The sequence below is a fragment of the Gemmiger formicilis genome, assembly GCF_018784445.1.
In the GTDB taxonomy this organism is placed as follows: Bacteria; Bacillota; Clostridia; order Oscillospirales; family Ruminococcaceae; genus Gemmiger.
On sequence record NZ_WQOH01000008.1, the window covers coordinates 16,503 to 33,406 of the forward strand.

Here is a 16,904-nt window from a genome sequence, read left to right on the forward strand (position 1 = left end):
TTTATGTGATGGATGGCTCGGAAGGAAAGGCGGACGGCAGCGGCAAGGCCGCCCCTTTATATCCCATTCCGCCGCAATACAGCGATCACGCGGCCCTGTATCTCCCCTGCCTGCACCGGGCCGAACCAGCGGCTGTCGCGGGCGCCTGCGCGGGCGTCGCATAATATAAAATATTCGCCGTCGGCCAGGGTCAGCGGGTAGGTCACGTTGCTGTCATATTTCGGCGTTTCTTCGTAGATATCAGGCTCCGCCACCGTGCTGCCGTTGATGACAAGCGCCGCCGCGTCGGTCACTTCCACCGTGTCGCCGCCCCGGGCCGCGACCCGGCCTGTGCGGCGCTGGCCATCCTTGGTAAAGACAACGACCTCCCCTGCCGTGCAGCTGCGGGGCAGCCGGTAAAACAGCAGCAGGTCGCCGGGCTTCAAATGCGGGTGCATCGCGGCATCGGGCTGGATGTACAGCCCGAACACGACGCCGAACAGCATGACCAGCAGCGCGGCCAACGCCCCGGCCCGCACAAGAAACTCCCGGATATCCGCCCAGGCTGCCCGGCGCCGGGTCTGCGGCTCCATAGGTCACGCCCCCTTGCGGCGGCGCAGGCAGACCAAGCCCAGCAGGGCGCAGAGCAGCATCCAAACTGCCGGGGCCGTGTCCGGGCCAAATCCCGTGGGCGGTGCGCCGTCCTTGTTGTTGACACAGGTAAGCGTGGCGCTCTGTGCGCCCAGGGTTCCCCCGCCGCTGGTGCCGACCTCGACGCTGCCATCAAGGTCGAAGCTCGTCTCATAACCGGTGTTGTCGGTTTCGGTCACGGTGAAGGCATCCCCCGGGCGCAGGTGGCCGATGGTGATGCTGCCCCGGTGGCGCAGCGTGAAGCCGCTCCCGGTCAGGGCCGCGCCTTCCCCTTTCGTCACATAGGCGCTGGCGGCGGTGATGGCCTGGCCGGCGACCGTGGCCGTGAAGGGAAACTCACGGCGGGCGTCGCCCAGACCGCCTGTCACCTGCTTGGTGATGGTCAGCGTCAGGAACGGCGCATAGCTGTTCGTGATGGTCACTTCTGCCGTCTGGCCGGACATGACCTGCACTTCGGCCGCGGCATCGTCGGCGGTGGTCGTGCAGTAGTAGTTTGCCAGGTCGGGGTGGGCCGTCTCGGTCACGGTATAGCGGTTGACCGGGATGTCTTTCAGCGTCACGCCGGTGAGGCCCTTCAGCGCAATGGTCAGCGCGCCGCCCGCCGTTAGTTCCCGCGTTTCGGTCGTACCATCATCAAATTGCAGTGTATAGCTGCCGATGGGCAGGCTGCTGACCGTGAAGGTGTTCGTCACTGCGTCGGCTTCCGCTTGCTGCGCCTCGTCGGCCACAGCCTTGGTCAGGTGCAGGCTGCCGGTGGGGCGGGCGTAGATGTTGCGGAACTCTGCAGTCGTGTCGGCGCTTGTGGTCAGCGTAATGTCCGCCAGGCTTGTGCCTGTCTGCTCATTGTCACCGTTCACCGCCGCCTGGGTGCCCAGGTAGAGCAGGCCCGCCGGGGCATCGTGGCCAGTCTCTTCCACAGTGTAGGTGTAGTTTACGCTGCCGTCGTCGCTGGTCAGCGGCAGGTCGGTCAGGGTATAGCGGCTGCGGGTGGGGTCAGCACTGTCCACGGTCATATCCGCACCGTGGATCGTCGCGACCGTACCGTTCTGGTTCGCCACGGTGAACGTCAGGTTTGCCCGCGCGGCGGTCAGCTCCTCGGCAGTCAGGCCGCCCGTTATGGTTTTGCGGATGGTCAGATTTGCGCGGCCCGCCACCGCCGGGGCAGGGTTGGTGCTGAACCAGACGTTGTCCAGCAGATTGCCCTCGGTGCGCTTGTCGTCCTGGGTTTGCACCGCCAGGAAAAAGAAGCGGCTCACATACTGCCCGCCAGGGACCTGGTATGTGCCCTTGTGTGTTGCCCAGTTGACGACGCCATCGGTCATTTCGCCGCCGACCATAAAAGTGCTGATGGGCACCTTCTGGCCGTTGTACTCGACCAGATCGTTCAGGGCATTGCGCACACTGTCTTTAGCCTCGTTCTGGGCGGCGGCAGTCAGCGTTTTGGTGATTGCTTCGGCCACCGTGACCGGCGCGATCAGCAGCACCATCGTGTCCGCGCCGTTGCGGCCCTTGTGGGCCAGCGACCAGTTCAGCGTGGAGCCGGGCACGGTCAGCACATCCTGATAGAGCGCACCGTAGGCTTCGCAGTTCAGCTCGGCGAACTGATTGCCGTCCTGGGCGCTGCGGGTGTTGTAGCTGACCCTGGGGTCGTTGTTTTCTAAGTCGTCATTATAGTTGTGGTTGGTTCCGTCTACAATTTCTATGTAGTTGGCCCACTGGGTTTTATCGGCGCGTGTTTCTTCCTCGTCCGTCCAGTGGTAGTACAGGCCCGTCGTGTGCCATACAAGCCCCTGTGTGGTGTCCGCCAACTGGGCAAAATGGCTTTTTATGGTCTGCTCTTTGTCCTCCGGTGCGTAGGAAAGCACGCCGGTCCGGGTATGCTCCACCGCCATGCTGTGCAGGCTCGGGCTTTCAAAGCTGCCGTTTTGCAGCTGCAAATGGTAGGGCACACGGGCTTCGGCCGCCTTAGTACCGTTGAAGCCGGTGACTTCCACTTTGTAATACAGCCGCTCGGTAGGGCCGACATTGGCGATGCAGGAATCAATGGCGGCGTTCAGCTTGTGCTCGCCGCCCTCGGTGATGTTCCACTCGCTGCCGGTGCAGATGCGCGGCGTGACCTGCTCCCAGTTCTGGCCATCGTGGCTGCGGTACCAGGTGTAGGTCACGTCCTGCCGTTCCGCGCTGCCGTTGACGACAGCGGTAAAGCAGCCGTCTGTGCTGATGGTGTCCTGTACTTCCAGCGTGTCCACTACAAGGGGCACGGCCGTCGGCTCTGGTATAGGCGCTGCCAGCACGGCGGCATATTTCGTCTCCTCCGCAGTCTGCTGTGAAACCGGGCTGGCCGTGGGCTGCGGTGCCGGGCTGGCCGTGGGCGCGGGGGGCACGGTAGGCAGCGGCGCAGCGGTAGGCTGCGGCGTTGGGGCCACCGTCGGCTCCGGGCCAGCCGGGGCCTGGGTTGGCGCGGCGGTGGGGTCCGGGATGGGCGGTTCCGTCGGTTCGGGGGCAGGTTCCGCCGTCGGCTCGGGTGTTGTCTCGGCTGTCGGCTCCGGGGCAGGGGCCTCGGTGGGCATGGGTTCCGGGGTCGGCTCGGCAGCAGAGTCCGGCGGGGTTTCGGTGGTTTCCGGAGCCGGTTCCGCCGTGGGGTCGGGCACTTCGGTCTCGACCACGACTTCTTCCGCCGCAGGCGGGTCAGGGTCAGCCGGGGCAGCCACGGCGGGCAGCTCGGCCAGGGCGGGCAGATCGTCCGCCGCGAACACTGTGCTGGCCGTGCTTGCCGCCATACAGCAGGCCAGAAACACAGCCAACAGACGTTTTCTCATATGCTGTTCCTCCTCACACAGTCTCCCATGGGGGTTGTCCCCCACAGGGATCGCTTTGGAGTATACAGCCCCCGCCCCGCAAAAGGCGTCGAGGTGCGTGGATGTGCAAAAGGTTATATTTTCCAGCAAAAAGAAAAAGCACCCGCCAAAACTGGCAGGTGCTCGGGTAAATTATGCAGTTTTTACGCCTGGTCGTACTTGCTGGGCACGGCGCGCAGGGAGATCGTGCGGTCAAAGGTGCTGTATGCGGTCAGGTAGGCGGTAAAGCAGCCGTCCATCCGGCCCATGCTGCCCTCCTTGCCGGCGGTGTAGTTATGCTCGGCAAAGCAGGGGCCGACCGAAATACCGTTCACGCCCTTGGATGCGACCAGCGTGCCGTCCTTGACGACGACACCGCCGCCGTCATTGCCCTCGAGCATGAAATGCTCGTTCTCGACGCGGCAGCCCGCGTTGAAGGCCAGTTCCACCCGCAGCGGGCCGCGTCGCTGTATTGCAGGGCGTAGTTCTGCTCGGGGTCCCCCACCGGGGCCACGCCGAACCGCACGCCGTACCGCCGGGCCGTGGCGTGGCACAGCTCCACCAGCGCGTTCACGTTCTCCCGCCGCCAGTCGTCCTGGGTCAGCGCCGTGCCGCTGGCCGCGTAGTCCGCCGCGTCAAAGGCCGGGTCGGTGGTGGGGTAAAAATAGTCGTCGAAATGGATGCCGTCCACATCATAGTTGGCGCACAGCTCTCCCACCGCGTCGGCTATGTACTGCCGCACCGCCGTGTTGGCCGGGTCCAGGTACGCGCCGGTGTCGGTGTATTTGACCCAATCGGGGTGCAGCTTGGCCGGGCTGGCGCCGCAGAGCGCCGGGGTCAGCCCAGCCTGGATGCGGTAGGGGTTGACCCAGGCTTCCAGTGCAAGCCCCCGGTCATGGGCGGCCTGCACCAGCAGGGCCAGCGGGTCATAGCCGGGGTCCCGCCCCTGCTGCCCGGTGCAAAGGTGGCTGAACGGGTAGTAGCTGCTGGGGTAGAGTGCATCCCCAAAGGGCCGCACCTGCGCCAGCACGACAGTGGCCCCCAGGTTCCGGATATTGTCCAGTATGACCGCTATATCGCCAGAAAACGTCTCCGGCGTGGAAAAATCCACCTGCTGCCATTCCAGGTAACTGACCCACACGGCGCGGTAGGGCGCGGCGGCGGTTGGCTCTGCCGTGGCCGTGGGCGCAGGGGTGGCAGCGGGCGCAGTCTCCCCCCGCCGGGGCAGTGCTGCCAGCGGGGCCGCCAGAAAAACAGCTATTATAAATAGATAGAATACAACTCGGCGCATAGGTCGTCCCCCCTCACGGTACAAGCCTATGCGGCGCTGCCCACGGTTATGTACGACATCGCCACAAACAAATTGACATTTTTCGCCGCACGATGTTATACTGTTGTAGTATATAACACAATAAATCCACAAAAGGCGGCAGAATATGACCAGAGAACAGGTCGAAAAGGAAATGGCCCAATACCGCACGATTTTTACGGTCGTGCGCCTGTTGGAGGCTGCGCAGGTCGGCAGTGACAAGACTCTCAGCGACTACTGCAAATGCTACGACTTTTGGCAGAAGCACACCCAGTGCCAGAACTGTATCTCGGCGCAGGTCCTGCGCGACCACACCCAGCGCACCAAGCTGGAATACATGGGCAGCCAGGTCTTTCAGGTCACGGCGGTCTACCGTGAGGTGGACGGCCAGCCCTGCGTGATGGAGCTGATCCAGCAGCTGGACAGCGAGACCCTTATTGACCCCGAAAACAGCAACCGCCTGATGGACAGCGTGACCGGCTACCACTTCAAGCTCTACCACGATGCCCTGACCGGCGGCTACAACCGCCGTTATTTTGAGGATGTGCTCAAGGACAAGACCGCCCCTGCCGGTGTGGCCGTGCTGGACCTGGACGACTTCAAGCTCTACAACGATACCTACGGCCACCACGCGGGCGATCTGGCCCTGCGCACCGCCGTGGAGGTCGTGCGCGCCAACATCCGCAAAAGCGACAGCCTGATCCGCTACGGCGGCGACGAATTTCTGCTGGTGCTGCCGGGCATTGAGCGGGGCGCGTTCAACGCGAAATTACAGCGCATCTGCAAGAAAATCCACGCCGCCACCGTGCCGGGGTACAGCTGTCTGCAGCTTTCTGTCAGCATCGGCGGCGTGATGTCCCAGCCGGACGAAACGGTGGAGCACGCCGTTGGCCGCGCCGACAAGCTGATGTACCAGGCCAAGAACCACAAAAACACGGTCGTGACCGAGGACACCGCCGCCCCCAGGGCCAGCACCGCCGCCGGGCGCGAGAACCAGACCCGCCAGAACATCCTGATCGTTGATGATTCCGAGATGAACCGCGCGATTTTGTCGGAGATTCTGGGCAGCGACTACAATATATTGGAAGCCGCCAACGGCGAGGAATGCCTGGCCATGCTGGAGCAGTACGGCACCGGCATTGCGCTGATTCTGCTGGACATCGTCATGCCGGTGATGGACGGCTTTGAAGTGCTGGCTGCCATGAACCGCAACCACTGGATCGAGGATATCCCGGTCATCATGATTTCCAGCGAGGACTCCGACCCGGTCGTGCGCCACGCCTACGAGATGGGCGTCTCGGACTATGTCAGCCGCCCCTTTGACGCGAGCATCGTCTACCGGCGCGTCTTTAACACCATCAAGCTCTACGCCAAGCAGCGGCGGCTCATCTCGCTGGTGACGAGCCAGACCCGCGAGAAAGAGAAGAACACCCAGATGATGGTCTCGATTTTGAGCGAGGTCGTTGAGTTCCGCAACGGCGAGAGCGGCCTGCACGTGCAGCACATCGGCACGCTGACCCAGCGCCTGTTGGAGCGCCTGACCCAGAAAACCGACAAGTACGACCTACCGCCCGAGAAGCAGGAGCTGATCGTGCTGGCATCGGCGCTGCACGACATCGGCAAAATCGCGATAGACGACAAGATTTTGAACAAGCCCGGCCGCCTGACGCAGGAGGAGTTCAACATCATGAAGACCCACACGGTCATCGGCGCAAATATGCTGGACAAGCTGGGCATATACCGCAGCGAAGCACTGGTGCGCACCGCGTATGAAATCTGCCGTTGGCATCACGAGCGTTGGGACGGCCGCGGCTACCCTGACGGCCTGTCCGGGGACCGCATCCCGATTTCGGCGCAGGTCGTCTCGATGGCCGACGTGTACGACGCGCTGGTGAGCAAGCGCGTGTACAAGGCCGCCTACGCCCCCGACACCGCTGTACAGATGATTTTGCACGGCGACTGCGGCACGTTCAATCCCCTGCTGCTGGAATGTCTGGTGGAGATACAGGACGTGCTGAAAGAGGATGTTACCGAGGTGCTACCGAATTAAATCAGTGGATTGCATCAGAGAAGCAGGAACTTGCGACAGTCATGGAGCGATATGGTGTGGAATAGCTGCAAAAGGGTACACATGAGAAACATTTGTCGGTGCTTGAATTTGAAAAGAAAGAGCGGGCAAGGGAAGTAGCTGAATTGGATAGCCAGAAGCGGGAAATATCTTCGGTGGTTGCACAGCTTGGAGAAGAGGTTTCTGTAAAGAAACAGGAATTAAAGAACCATGTTTGAAAGGGTGAATTAGATGATATTAAGCGTAAGTAGAAGAACTGATATTCCTAATTATTATTCAGAATGGTTCTATAATAGAATAAAAGAAGGATTTTTATATGTTCGTAATCCGATGAATGCTCATCAGATAAGTGAAATAAAAATCACTCCAGATGTTGTAGATTGCATAGTGTTTTGGACAAAGAATCCGTTGCCAATGATGAAAAGGTTAAACGAGATAAAAGATTATAATTACTATTTTCAATTCACATTGACTGGATATGGAAATGATGTTGAGGTTAATTTACCAAATAAAAAAACAGAAATGATTCCGGTATTTCAAGAACTGTCAGAAAAAATTGGCAAGCAGAAAGTGATTTGGAGATATGATCCTATATTCTTTTCTGATAGATATACGAAAGAATATCATTTGAAGGCATTTAAAAGCATTGCTGAGGCTTTAAGTGGATACACGGAAAAATGCGTGATTAGTTTTGTTGATATGTATCCTAAAAATCAAAAAAATATGGATGGATTGTCAAGTTATGAATTAAATGATGATGAGCTGCGGGAATTTGCTGAGAAATTAAGTAAGATAGCTGCGGATAATAATATTAAGATTGGAAGTTGTGCAGAAAAAATAGATTTGGATGAATGTGGTATAATTCATAATTGTTGCATAGATAGAGAATTAATTGAAAAAATTATCGGATGTAAACTTAATGTTGGCAAAGACAAAAATCAGCGCAAAGAATGTGGATGCGTTGAAAGCGTTGAAATAGGTACTTATAATACATGCAAAAATGGATGTGCATATTGCTATGCAAATTATAGTTCAAAAAGTGTAGAAACAAACGCTGCCAAATATGATTCTTCGTCACCTCTTCTATGTGGGCAAGTTCAAGAAGATGACAAAATAACGATTAGAAAAGTTGAGTCATTAAAAGAAACACAGCTAAGTATTTTTGATATGTGAGTTCATTATTATAACGTATATTTTTAAGAGTATATTTGGCTCCATTTTAGCTCTAAAAATTTTAGATGAGGTACACAAAAAATGCGAAATAAGATGAATATGACGAATAAAATGCACAAATGTGCACCTAGAAACAGCCAGATAAATCTCTCCGCCCAAGAGTTTGAATAATGCCTGCGGCGGCCAGAGGACCGGCCACCTTACAACACGATAGGGGCGGAGTTCTGCTCCGCCCCCTACAAACACACGCCGCTTATTTCCCGATTTCTTACAGATTTATTACGCTTCAGCGGAACTATGTTGAAAATTGTCTCGTTTTGTGATAAAATACAGTGATATGTGTGTCATTGCATTGTATGCCGCCGCTATCATGCGCGGCATCTGCCACTATATACGAGAGGAATCTTCACCGATATGACGAGCAAACGTGAAAAATTACAGTATGCTTATGTGTTTCTCACCGATTTTGTGACCACGGGCATCAGCGTTGTGCTGGCATGGCTTATCACGGATAACGTGTTCAACAAGCTGCAGGATTACGCAACTTTTGACTGGATCCAGGCGCTTTGCCTGCTGCTGCTGGCCTTTGTGCTGACGTTTTTGTGCTTTGATCAGGATCAGAACATCGTGACCCGCTCCAAGGGCGACGAAATCATTCTGGCGCTGAAATTCAACGTCGTGCTCGGCGTCGTCAATGCGGCCTGCCTGGTGCTGGCGAAAGCCACGCTGCTGGACTCCCGCTATTTTGCGGTCATGGTCCCCATTGTGAACGTGGTGCTCATGCCCATCACCCATGGGCTGCTGAAGAAGTTCCTGCTGAAATTGCAGCACAGCCGCGGGTCGGAGAGCCTTGTGGGCTTTGTGACGACCGGCGACCGCGCCGAAAAGCTCATCGCCGAGATCCAGGGCGACTGGTCCCGCCGTATCATCGGCGTAGCCCTGCTGGAAGCCACACCCGAGACCGTCGGCACCAGGGTGGCCGGGGTCGAGGTCAAGGCAACGTTTGATGATTTCATGGCCTGGCTGCGGCGCGAGGCGCTGGACGAGGTCTATGTGGACGTGCCGATAGACAGCGGCGAGAGCTTCATCCCCTACCTGGAAGAGATGGAGAGCATGGGCTTGACCGTGCATTTCCGGCTGCCGCTGCTGGACCATATCGAGGCGCGCTGCTGCGACGAGACGAGCTCGGCACGGCTGAGCCGCACGCTGGGCCGTTGCGCGGGGGGCAACATCGTGACGATGGGCACCGTGGAAACGAAGCTGCGGGACCGCGTTGCCAAGCGCGCCATGGACATTGCCGGTGCCATTGTGGGCTGCGCCATCAGCATCCCCATCATTGCGGTGGTAGCCATCCCGCTGAAGATCGAAAGCCCGGGGCCGCTCTTCTTCAAGCAGAAGCGCGTGGGCCTGAACGGCCGGTATTTCTACATCCACAAGCTGCGCAGTATGTACATGGATGCCGAGGAACGCAAGAAAGAGCTGATGGCCAAGAACGAAATGAACGGCCTGATGTTCAAAATGGAGGACGACCCCCGCGTGACGAAGGTGGGCAAGTTCATCCGCAAGACGAGCATCGACGAGCTGCCGCAGTTCTTTGATGTGCTGCGCGGCGACATGAGCCTCGTGGGCACCCGCCCGCCGACGGTGGATGAGTACAAGCAGTACGAGAGCCACCACAAGCGCCGCCTGTCGATGAAGCCGGGCATCACCGGCCTGTGGCAGGTCAGCGGCCGCAGCAACATCGAGGACTTTGAGGAAGTCGTCAAGCTGGACGTGACCTACATTGATAACTGGTCGCTCTGGAACGACGTAAAGATTTTGTTCAAGACCGTGTACGTGGTTTTCGCGGGGCGCGGCGCGAAATAAAAGCACATTCCCGGGCGGCTCACCGTGAGCTGCCCGGGATTTTTTGCGGGGAAGTCTTTGGCAGTCTGTGCTTTCCCCCTTTGGGGAGAAGGTGTCTGCGGCCCCGACCTCAAACGGATGAAGGGGAAGTTCACGGCCGCAGTCTGTTTGCGTGCAGCCTCGGCAAGGCTTGCCTTCATCCGTCACCTTCGGTGACAGCTTCCCCCGTGGGGGAAGCCTTTTCCTCCCACGCCAAAATGGGGTCTGCCGGTCGGCAGGCCCCATTTTGGTTGGTATAGGAAAATAAGGGAATGGCTTGTTTTGCCCCGCGTTACACGATCTTGCGGGATTTGTGAACGCCGGTCTTTAAGAACTCGACCCACTCGGCGATATTGACCGCGTGGTCGCCCAGGCGCTCTAGGTATTTGTCGATCATGAACAGATCCAGCGCCGTGCTGGCGTCGTCGGGGTGGGCGGCGATGTAGGCGGCAATTTCCTGGGAAATGCGGCTGAACATCGCGTCACACTCGTCGTCGCGGGCAATGACCCGGGCTGCGGTGGACAGGTCCACCTGCACGTAAGCGGCAATGGAATCCTTGACCATCCGCAGGGCGATATCGCCCATGGTGTACAAATCATCCAGCACGCCGACGGTGCGCGCCCCCTCAGGGTGCAGATGCAGGGTGATTTCGGCAATATCGCTGGCCTGGTCGGCAATGCGCTCGATATCCGTGACCATTTTTAAGGCCGTGGACACCTTGCGCAGGTCGCCCGCCACCGGCTGCTGCCGCAGGAAAAGCGTTAAGCAGCGGTGCTCGATCTCATGCTCGGCGGAGTCGATCTCGCTGTCCCGGGCGATCACGCTGCGGGCCAGCTCGGTGTCGCCGGTGCGCAGGGCGGTCATGGCGCTCTCGATGGCGCCGCCCGCCGCGTGGCCCATGCGGGCCAGCATCGTGTCCAGCTGCAACAATTCCGCATCGTACATTTTGCGTACACTTGTACCCATTGTAAACCTCCTCAACCGAAACGGCCCGAGATGTAATCCTCGGTACGTTTGTCCACCGGCGTGGCAAAGACGCGCTCGGTCGGGCCCATTTCCACCAGCTCACCCAGCAGGAAAAACGCCGTCTTATCGCTGATACGCGCGGCCTGCTGCATATTGTGGGTGACCATGACGATGGTGTAGTTCTCTTTCAGCTCGGTCGCCAGTTCTTCGACTTTCGAGGTCGAGATGGGGTCCAGGGCGCTGGTGGGTTCGTCCATCAGCAGGACCTCCGGCTCGACCGCCAGGGCGCGGGCAATGCACAGGCGCTGCTGTTGGCCGCCGGACATACCCAGTGCGCTCTTGTTCAGGCGGTCCTTGACCTCGTCCCAGATGGCCGCGCCGCGCAGGGATTTTTCGACGATCTCGTCCAGCTGCGCCTTATTGCGGATGCCGTGGGTGCGCGGGCCGTAGGCAATGTTGTCGTAGATCGACATCGGGAACGGGTTCGGCTTCTGGAACACCATGCCGACGCGCTTGCGCAGGACGTTGACGTCCATCTTATCCTTATAGATATCGACGCCGTCCAGTTTGATATCGCCGGAGATGCGGCAGCCCTCGACCAGGTCGTTCATCCGGTTCAAGCTCTTCAAAAACGTGGATTTACCGCAGCCGGAAGGCCCGATGAAGGCAGTGATCTCCTTTTCCGGGATGTCGATGTTGATATTTTTCAGCGCATGGAAGCTGCCATAGTACAAATCCATGCCGCGGACTTCAAATTTGTTCATGAAATGACCTCTTTGCTGTATCTTTGTTTATAGACCGCATATATGCCTTTGCCGAGCCGTAGGGGCCGGACATGTCCGGCCCTCAGCCTTACGGAAGCAGAGCGGTAATGGGTCTGCCGAGGGCCGGGCATGCCCGGCCCCTACAAGCTGCTGCGTATGCAGGGGGCGGCGTCCTCGACGCCCCGCAGGCGGCTTTACTTCTTCGCCAGCTTGCCGGCCAGAAAGCCGGACAGGCAGTTGATGACCAGCACCAGCACCAGCAGCACCACGGCGGTGCCGTAGGTCTGGCCGATGTAGAGACCCTCGTTGGAGAGCAGGTACATATGCACGGCCAGCGTACGGGTGGAGCTGAATACGCTGGTGGGGATCTTGGCGACCGAGCTGGCGGTGTAGATCAGCGCGGCAGTCTCGCCCACGATGCGGCCCGTGGCGAGGATAACACCGGACAAAATGCCGGGCATGGCGCTGGGCAGCACGATGGTGAACACTGTGCGCAGCTTGCCCGCGCCGAGGCCGAAGCTGCCCTCGCGGTAGGAGTCGGGCACGGCGATGAGCGCTTCCTCGGTCGTGCGCATGATGACGGGCAATACCATGATGGCCAGCGTGAATGCACCGGCGATCAGCGAGTAGCCCCAGTGCAGCTGGGTGACGAAGAACAGCATACCGAACAGGCCATAGACGATGGACGGGATGCCCTGCAAGGTCTCGGTGGTGACGCGCACGACCTTGACCAGCTTGCTGCCGCGGCGGGCGTACTCGACCAGCCAGATGGCGGCAAAGATGCCCAGCGGCGTGGCGATAAGCAGCGCGAAGGCGGTCATCAGCACGGTATTGATGAGGGCGGGCATCAGCGAGACATTCTCGGAGTTATACTCCCATGCGAAAAGCTCGGGCTTGAGGTTGGGGATGCCCATGACGAGGATGTAGCCAATCAGGAACACCAGCACGGCGGCCGTCAGGAAGGCGGCGATCCGCACCAGCCACCGCAGCGCGGCAGCCTGTGCGCGGGCGGCGCGGCGGTTCTGCCTGCCGCTGGGCATGAACTCATGGGGTTTTGCGTAGGTCATATCGGCAGCCGTTTGCGTTGCGGTGATCTCAGGCATGGTCGCTGCCCCCTTTCACAAGGCTGAAGCAGAGGTTGATGAGCAGGATAAAGATGAACAGCACAACGCCGGTGGCGATCAGCGCCTCGCGGTGGAGGTCGGCGGCGTAGCCCATCTCGATGACGATGTTGGAGGTCATCGTGCGCAGGCCCTGGAACAGGCCCTTGGGCATCCAGGTCTGGTTGCCTGCGACCATGACGACCGCCATCGTCTCGCCGATGGCACGGCCGATGCCAAGAATGACCGCCGACAGCACACCGGACCTGGCGGCGGGCAGCACCGCGCAGAAAACGCTGCGCTCATGGGTCGCGCCCAGGGCCAGGCTGCCCTCATAGTAGCTGTTGGGAACGGCGTCCAGGCTCGTCTTGCTGACCGTGATGATGGTGGGCAGGATCATGATGCCCAGCAGCACGGCGGCGGTGAAAAGGCTCATGCCCTTGCCGCTTTTGACGTGGAGCACCGTCTTGAAGAAGGGCGTCTTGACCATGGCCTGCACGGCGGGCACCAGCACGATCATACCGAAGAAGCCGTACACGACCGACGGGATACCCGCCAACAGCTGCACTGCCGGGAGCATGATTTTGTTGATGCGGGGCGAGGCAAACCTGGACATATAAATGGCGGTCAGCAGGCCGATGGGCACGCCGACGAGGATAGCCCCCGCCGTGACGTAGATGCTGCCCAGGATCATCGGCAGGATGCCGAAGATATCGTTGCCGGGCTTCCAGGTGGTGCCGAGCAGGAACTTGAGCGGGCCGATTTTGAACAAAGTAGGCACACCGTTCGCAAACAGGAAGATGCAGATGAGCGCCACTGCCAGAATGGATACACAGGCGCAGAGTGTGAACACTACCTGCATGACGCCTTCTTTTAGCTTGGAGGTCATTTCCTATACTCCTTTGGTTATATGCCATGTAGGGGCCGGACATGTCCGGCCCGCGGCCTTCCCATAACCGCGCGGTCACGGGTACGCTGCGGGCGGGGCATGCCCCGCCCCTACGGTGCTGCTATACTTTACTGCACATCGGCCCAGGTGGTCAGCTCGCCGGTGTAGATGCCCTTGATCTGGTCAACGGTCAGATCCTCGGTGGTGTTGGCGGGGTTGACGACGACTGCGATGCCATCCAGTGCCAGAACGGCAGCCTTGGCACCGCCCTCGACCTCGGAGTCCTTCAGCTCACGGCTGGCCATACCGATGGTGTAGGTGCCGTCCAGCGCACCGGAAACACCGGTGGTGGAGTCGGTGGTCAGCAGCTCAAGCTCGGCGTTGGGGTTGACGGTCTTGTAGGCCTCGATGAGCTTCTCCATCAGCGGAGAGACGGAGGAAGAACCACCGACGGTGATCTTGCCGGCAGGCTGGGCGGAGGTGTAGTCCGCGCCGTCCTCGCCGATGTAGCCCTTATCGGTGGCGAGTGCCTGACCGTCCTTGCTCAGGCAGTAGGCGATGAAGTCCACGGCCACGGGATCGGTGGCATCGCCGTTGGTAACGATGTTGAACGGACGGGCCAGTACATAGCTGCCGTCCTTGACGGTCTCGGCGGAGGCGGCCACACCGCCGACCGTAACGGCCTTGACGGTGTCGTTCAGAGAGCCAAGACTGATGTAGCCGATAGCGGTCTCATCGTTGGCAACAGCGGTCATGACACCGTTGGTGCTGGACTGGATGGCGGCTGCCTCGGTGGTGTTGTCGACCTTCTTGCCGTCGGCGTTCTTCTCCTCAACGCCGGTCAGCTCAATGAAGGCACCGCGGGTGCCGGAGCCGTCCTCGCGGGAGATGACGGTGATATCCTGGTCGGTGTCGAAGTCGCCAGTGCTCTCGGCAGGGGCAGCCTCGGAAGCAGCCTCCGAGGAGACAGCCTCGGTGGAAGCCGCCGTGCTCTCGACGGCGGTGTCAGCGGTGGAATCAGCGGAGCCGCAGGCGGCAAGGCTCAGTGCCAGAGCGGCAGCGGTAAAAGCAGCGATTGCAGAAGTACGTTTCATGTAAAGTATTCTCCCTTTTCCCCAATATTGTTTTTGGTATAGTGTTTTGGGTGTGTTCTCATCGGAACGACCCTATTGTACCGCCTTTTTTTGCGGGTATCGACCATGGTACGGTACAATCGCGGTAAAGCTTTTGCAAAGATGTCCCCGGTTTTGTGTGGGAACGGTAAAGTTTGTAAAGAATATGCAAAAACAGCGGGGGTGCGGGATGGGAAGAGAGGCGGAGGGGTGAGGGCACCCCGCCCCCTGCGGCTTTACACAAATTTTACACAACATTTACTTTCCTGTGGTGGTGTAGCCTGCGCGCATACATTATAATAGAAGGCGGTATAGTGTAAACAAAATAAGAGAATGGATGTGTAACACCGGATGACCATTTTTAATGTGTTCACCCTGATGGGCGGCATTGCCATGTTCCTGTATGGCATGGACCTGATGGGGAAAGCGCTGGAGCAGACCGCCGGCAGCAAATTACAGGGTATCCTGTCCACCATGACCAGCAGCCCCATCCGCGGCTTGCTGCTCGGCATGGCCGTCACCGCCGTGATCCAGTCCAGCGGCGCCACCACCGTTATGGCCGTTGGTTTCGTCAACTCCGGTTTGATGGAACTGCACCAGGCCATCAGCGTCATTATGGGCGCGAATGTCGGCACCACCGTCACCGGCTGGCTGCTGTCGCTGTCCGGCCTCGAGGGCGACAACTTCATCACCCAAATGCTGAACCCCACCGCCTGGAGCCCGATCCTCGGCTTCATCGGCATCTGGCTGTATATGATCGGCAAGGACCGCAAGCGCGGCGTCGGTAAAATCCTGCTGGGCTTCTCTATTTTGATGGCCGGCATGAACACGATGTCCCATGCCATGTCCCCGCTGGCCGACGAGCCGTGGTTCATGGATCTGTTCCTCAGCTTCAAAAATCCCATCCTCGGCGTTATCGCGGGCGCAGTGCTGACGGCTGTTTTGCAGTCCTCGTCGGCCTCCGTCGGTATCTTGCAGGCGTTGACCAGCACCGGCGCGGTCACCTACTCCGCCGCCGTGCCCATCATCATGGGCCAGAACATCGGCACCACCGTCACAGCGCTGATTTCCTCCGCCGGTGCCAACAAAAACGCCAAGCGCACCGCCTTTGTCCATCTGTATTTCAATGTCATCGGCACGATTCTCTTCCTGTGCGGGTTCTACGGGCTGAACGCGCTCATCCAATTCTCTTTCTTTAACGAGACCGCCAACACCTTCGGCATCGCCATCGTTCACACGGTTTTCAACGTGGTAACGACCGCTATTTTGCTGCCCTTCAACCGCCTGCTGGAAAAGCTGGCCATCCTGACCGTGCCCGACTCCCCCGCCGACAAAAAGCAGGAGAACACCCTGCTGGACGAGCGTCTGCTCACCACCCCCTCTGTGGCTGTTGGCCGCGCCATGCTGACCGGCAGCGATATGGCGGAAATCTGCCGCACCGCGCTTTTGCAGGCCATGTCCACCACCCGCGTCTGGAACGACGCCATTGCGGATGAAGTCCTGCGCAAAGAGGACGCTGTTGACCATTATGAGGACGTGCTGGGCACCTACCTGGTCAAGCTGAGCGCCAAGCATCTTTCGGGCGAGGATAACCGCACCATCAACACGCTGCTGCACACCATCGGCGATTTTGAGCGTGTGTCCGACCACGCCGTGAACATCATCAAAACGGCCGAGGAGATCCGCACGAAAAACATCAAATTCAGCGAGGAAGCCCTCAACGATTTGTCCGTTCTTGAAGCCGCCGTGCAGGATATCGTCAACCGCACGGTGGACGCATTCCAGAAGGGCGACACCTACGCCGCCGGCAAGATCGAGCCGCTGGAGCAGGTCGTGGACGGCCTGGTGCGCGAGGTCAAGACCCGCCACATTGCCCGTTTGCAGGCCGGTGTCTGCACCATCGAGTACGGCTTTGTGCTGGATGATCTGCTGACGAACTACGAGCGCATCGCCGACCACTGCTCGAACATTGCGGTCGCGATGATCGAGGTTGCGGCGGACAAGTTCGACACCCACGAGTATCTTGCCAACGTCAAGCACGGCGGCAGCGTAAAATTTGAGCAGCGCTACGAGAAATACCGTGGCCGCTACACCTTCCCGCCGGAGGCATATTCCGAGCCTGCGGAGAATCAGGCCGAAGGCTGAAAGCCTTTCCCCGAGGGGGAAGCCTT

Annotated in this window: 14 protein-coding genes; 5 read left to right on the forward strand and 9 right to left on the reverse strand. The window is 59.1% G+C overall.

Features of this window, described 5'->3' with window-relative positions:
- Positions 1-56: 56 nt before the first annotated feature.
- The 4 genes from lepB to GPK89_RS03475 all read right to left on the reverse strand — a co-directional run bounded on the left by lepB (position 57) and on the right by GPK89_RS03475 (position 4,758).
- A complete protein-coding gene (gene lepB, locus GPK89_RS03460) occupies positions 57-572 on the reverse strand; it encodes a signal peptidase I (RefSeq protein ID WP_215691597.1) in 516 nt (171 codons plus the stop codon).
- Between the two features lie 3 nt (positions 573-575).
- Positions 576-3,449, reverse strand: coding sequence for a DUF7601 domain-containing protein (locus GPK89_RS03465; RefSeq protein WP_215691598.1), 2,874 nt, complete (start codon positions 3,447-3,449; stop codon positions 576-578).
- A gap of 182 nt (positions 3,450-3,631) precedes the next feature.
- On the reverse strand, positions 3,632-3,868 hold the full coding sequence (locus GPK89_RS03470; protein ID WP_215691599.1) for a hypothetical protein: 237 nt from the start codon (positions 3,866-3,868) through the stop codon (positions 3,632-3,634).
- Positions 3,799-4,758 carry a glycoside hydrolase family 10 protein gene (locus tag GPK89_RS03475; RefSeq protein ID WP_215691600.1) on the reverse strand — a complete coding sequence of 320 codons (960 nt, stop codon included), beginning with the start codon at positions 4,756-4,758 and terminating at the stop codon, positions 3,799-3,801. The genes GPK89_RS03470 and GPK89_RS03475 overlap by 70 nt, the downstream gene beginning before the upstream one ends.
- A 145-nt stretch (positions 4,759-4,903) precedes the next feature.
- Between GPK89_RS03475 and GPK89_RS03480 the strand changes: the two genes are divergently transcribed.
- The 4 genes from GPK89_RS03480 to GPK89_RS03495 all read left to right on the forward strand — a co-directional run bounded on the left by GPK89_RS03480 (position 4,904) and on the right by GPK89_RS03495 (position 9,883).
- Positions 4,904-6,826, forward strand: coding sequence for a diguanylate cyclase (locus GPK89_RS03480; protein ID WP_215691601.1), 1,923 nt, complete (start codon positions 4,904-4,906; stop codon positions 6,824-6,826).
- A gap of 98 nt (positions 6,827-6,924) precedes the next feature.
- A complete protein-coding gene (locus tag GPK89_RS16580) occupies positions 6,925-7,062 on the forward strand; it encodes a hypothetical protein (protein WP_346344824.1) in 138 nt (45 codons plus the stop codon).
- A gap of 13 nt (positions 7,063-7,075) precedes the next feature.
- Positions 7,076-8,017: a DUF1848 domain-containing protein gene (locus GPK89_RS03490; protein WP_215691602.1), complete on the forward strand. Its 942-nt coding sequence runs from the start codon at positions 7,076-7,078 to the stop codon at positions 8,015-8,017.
- A gap of 414 nt (positions 8,018-8,431) precedes the next feature.
- Complete coding sequence (locus tag GPK89_RS03495; protein ID WP_215691603.1) at positions 8,432-9,883, forward strand: sugar transferase; 1,452 nt, start codon at positions 8,432-8,434, stop codon at positions 9,881-9,883.
- Between the two features lie 310 nt (positions 9,884-10,193).
- Here GPK89_RS03495 and phoU read toward each other — a convergent pair whose 3' ends face one another.
- The 5 genes from phoU to GPK89_RS03520 form a co-directional block, all read right to left on the reverse strand.
- Positions 10,194-10,868, reverse strand: coding sequence for a phosphate signaling complex protein PhoU (gene phoU / locus GPK89_RS03500; RefSeq protein WP_215691604.1), 675 nt, complete (start codon positions 10,866-10,868; stop codon positions 10,194-10,196).
- Positions 10,869-10,879: 11 nt separating this feature from the next.
- Positions 10,880-11,632 (reverse strand): phosphate ABC transporter ATP-binding protein PstB, encoded by a 753-nt coding sequence (gene pstB, locus GPK89_RS03505; protein ID WP_215691605.1) that lies wholly within the window; start codon positions 11,630-11,632, stop codon positions 10,880-10,882.
- Positions 11,633-11,826: 194 nt separating this feature from the next.
- Entirely contained in the window at positions 11,827-12,672 is an 846-nt protein-coding gene (gene pstA / locus GPK89_RS03510; protein WP_215691653.1) for a phosphate ABC transporter permease PstA, read from the reverse strand.
- Positions 12,673-12,727: 55 nt separating this feature from the next.
- Positions 12,728-13,621 carry a phosphate ABC transporter permease subunit PstC gene (pstC, locus tag GPK89_RS03515; RefSeq protein ID WP_215691606.1) on the reverse strand — a complete coding sequence of 298 codons (894 nt, stop codon included), beginning with the start codon at positions 13,619-13,621 and terminating at the stop codon, positions 12,728-12,730.
- A 128-nt stretch (positions 13,622-13,749) separates the two neighbouring features.
- Entirely contained in the window at positions 13,750-14,715 is a 966-nt protein-coding gene (locus GPK89_RS03520) for a substrate-binding domain-containing protein (protein WP_215691607.1), read from the reverse strand.
- A gap of 369 nt (positions 14,716-15,084) precedes the next feature.
- Here GPK89_RS03520 and GPK89_RS03525 point away from each other — a divergent pair, with 369 nt between their 5' ends.
- Positions 15,085-16,878: a Na/Pi cotransporter family protein gene (locus GPK89_RS03525; protein WP_215691608.1), complete on the forward strand. Its 1,794-nt coding sequence runs from the start codon at positions 15,085-15,087 to the stop codon at positions 16,876-16,878.
- Positions 16,879-16,904: the final 26 nt, after the last annotated feature.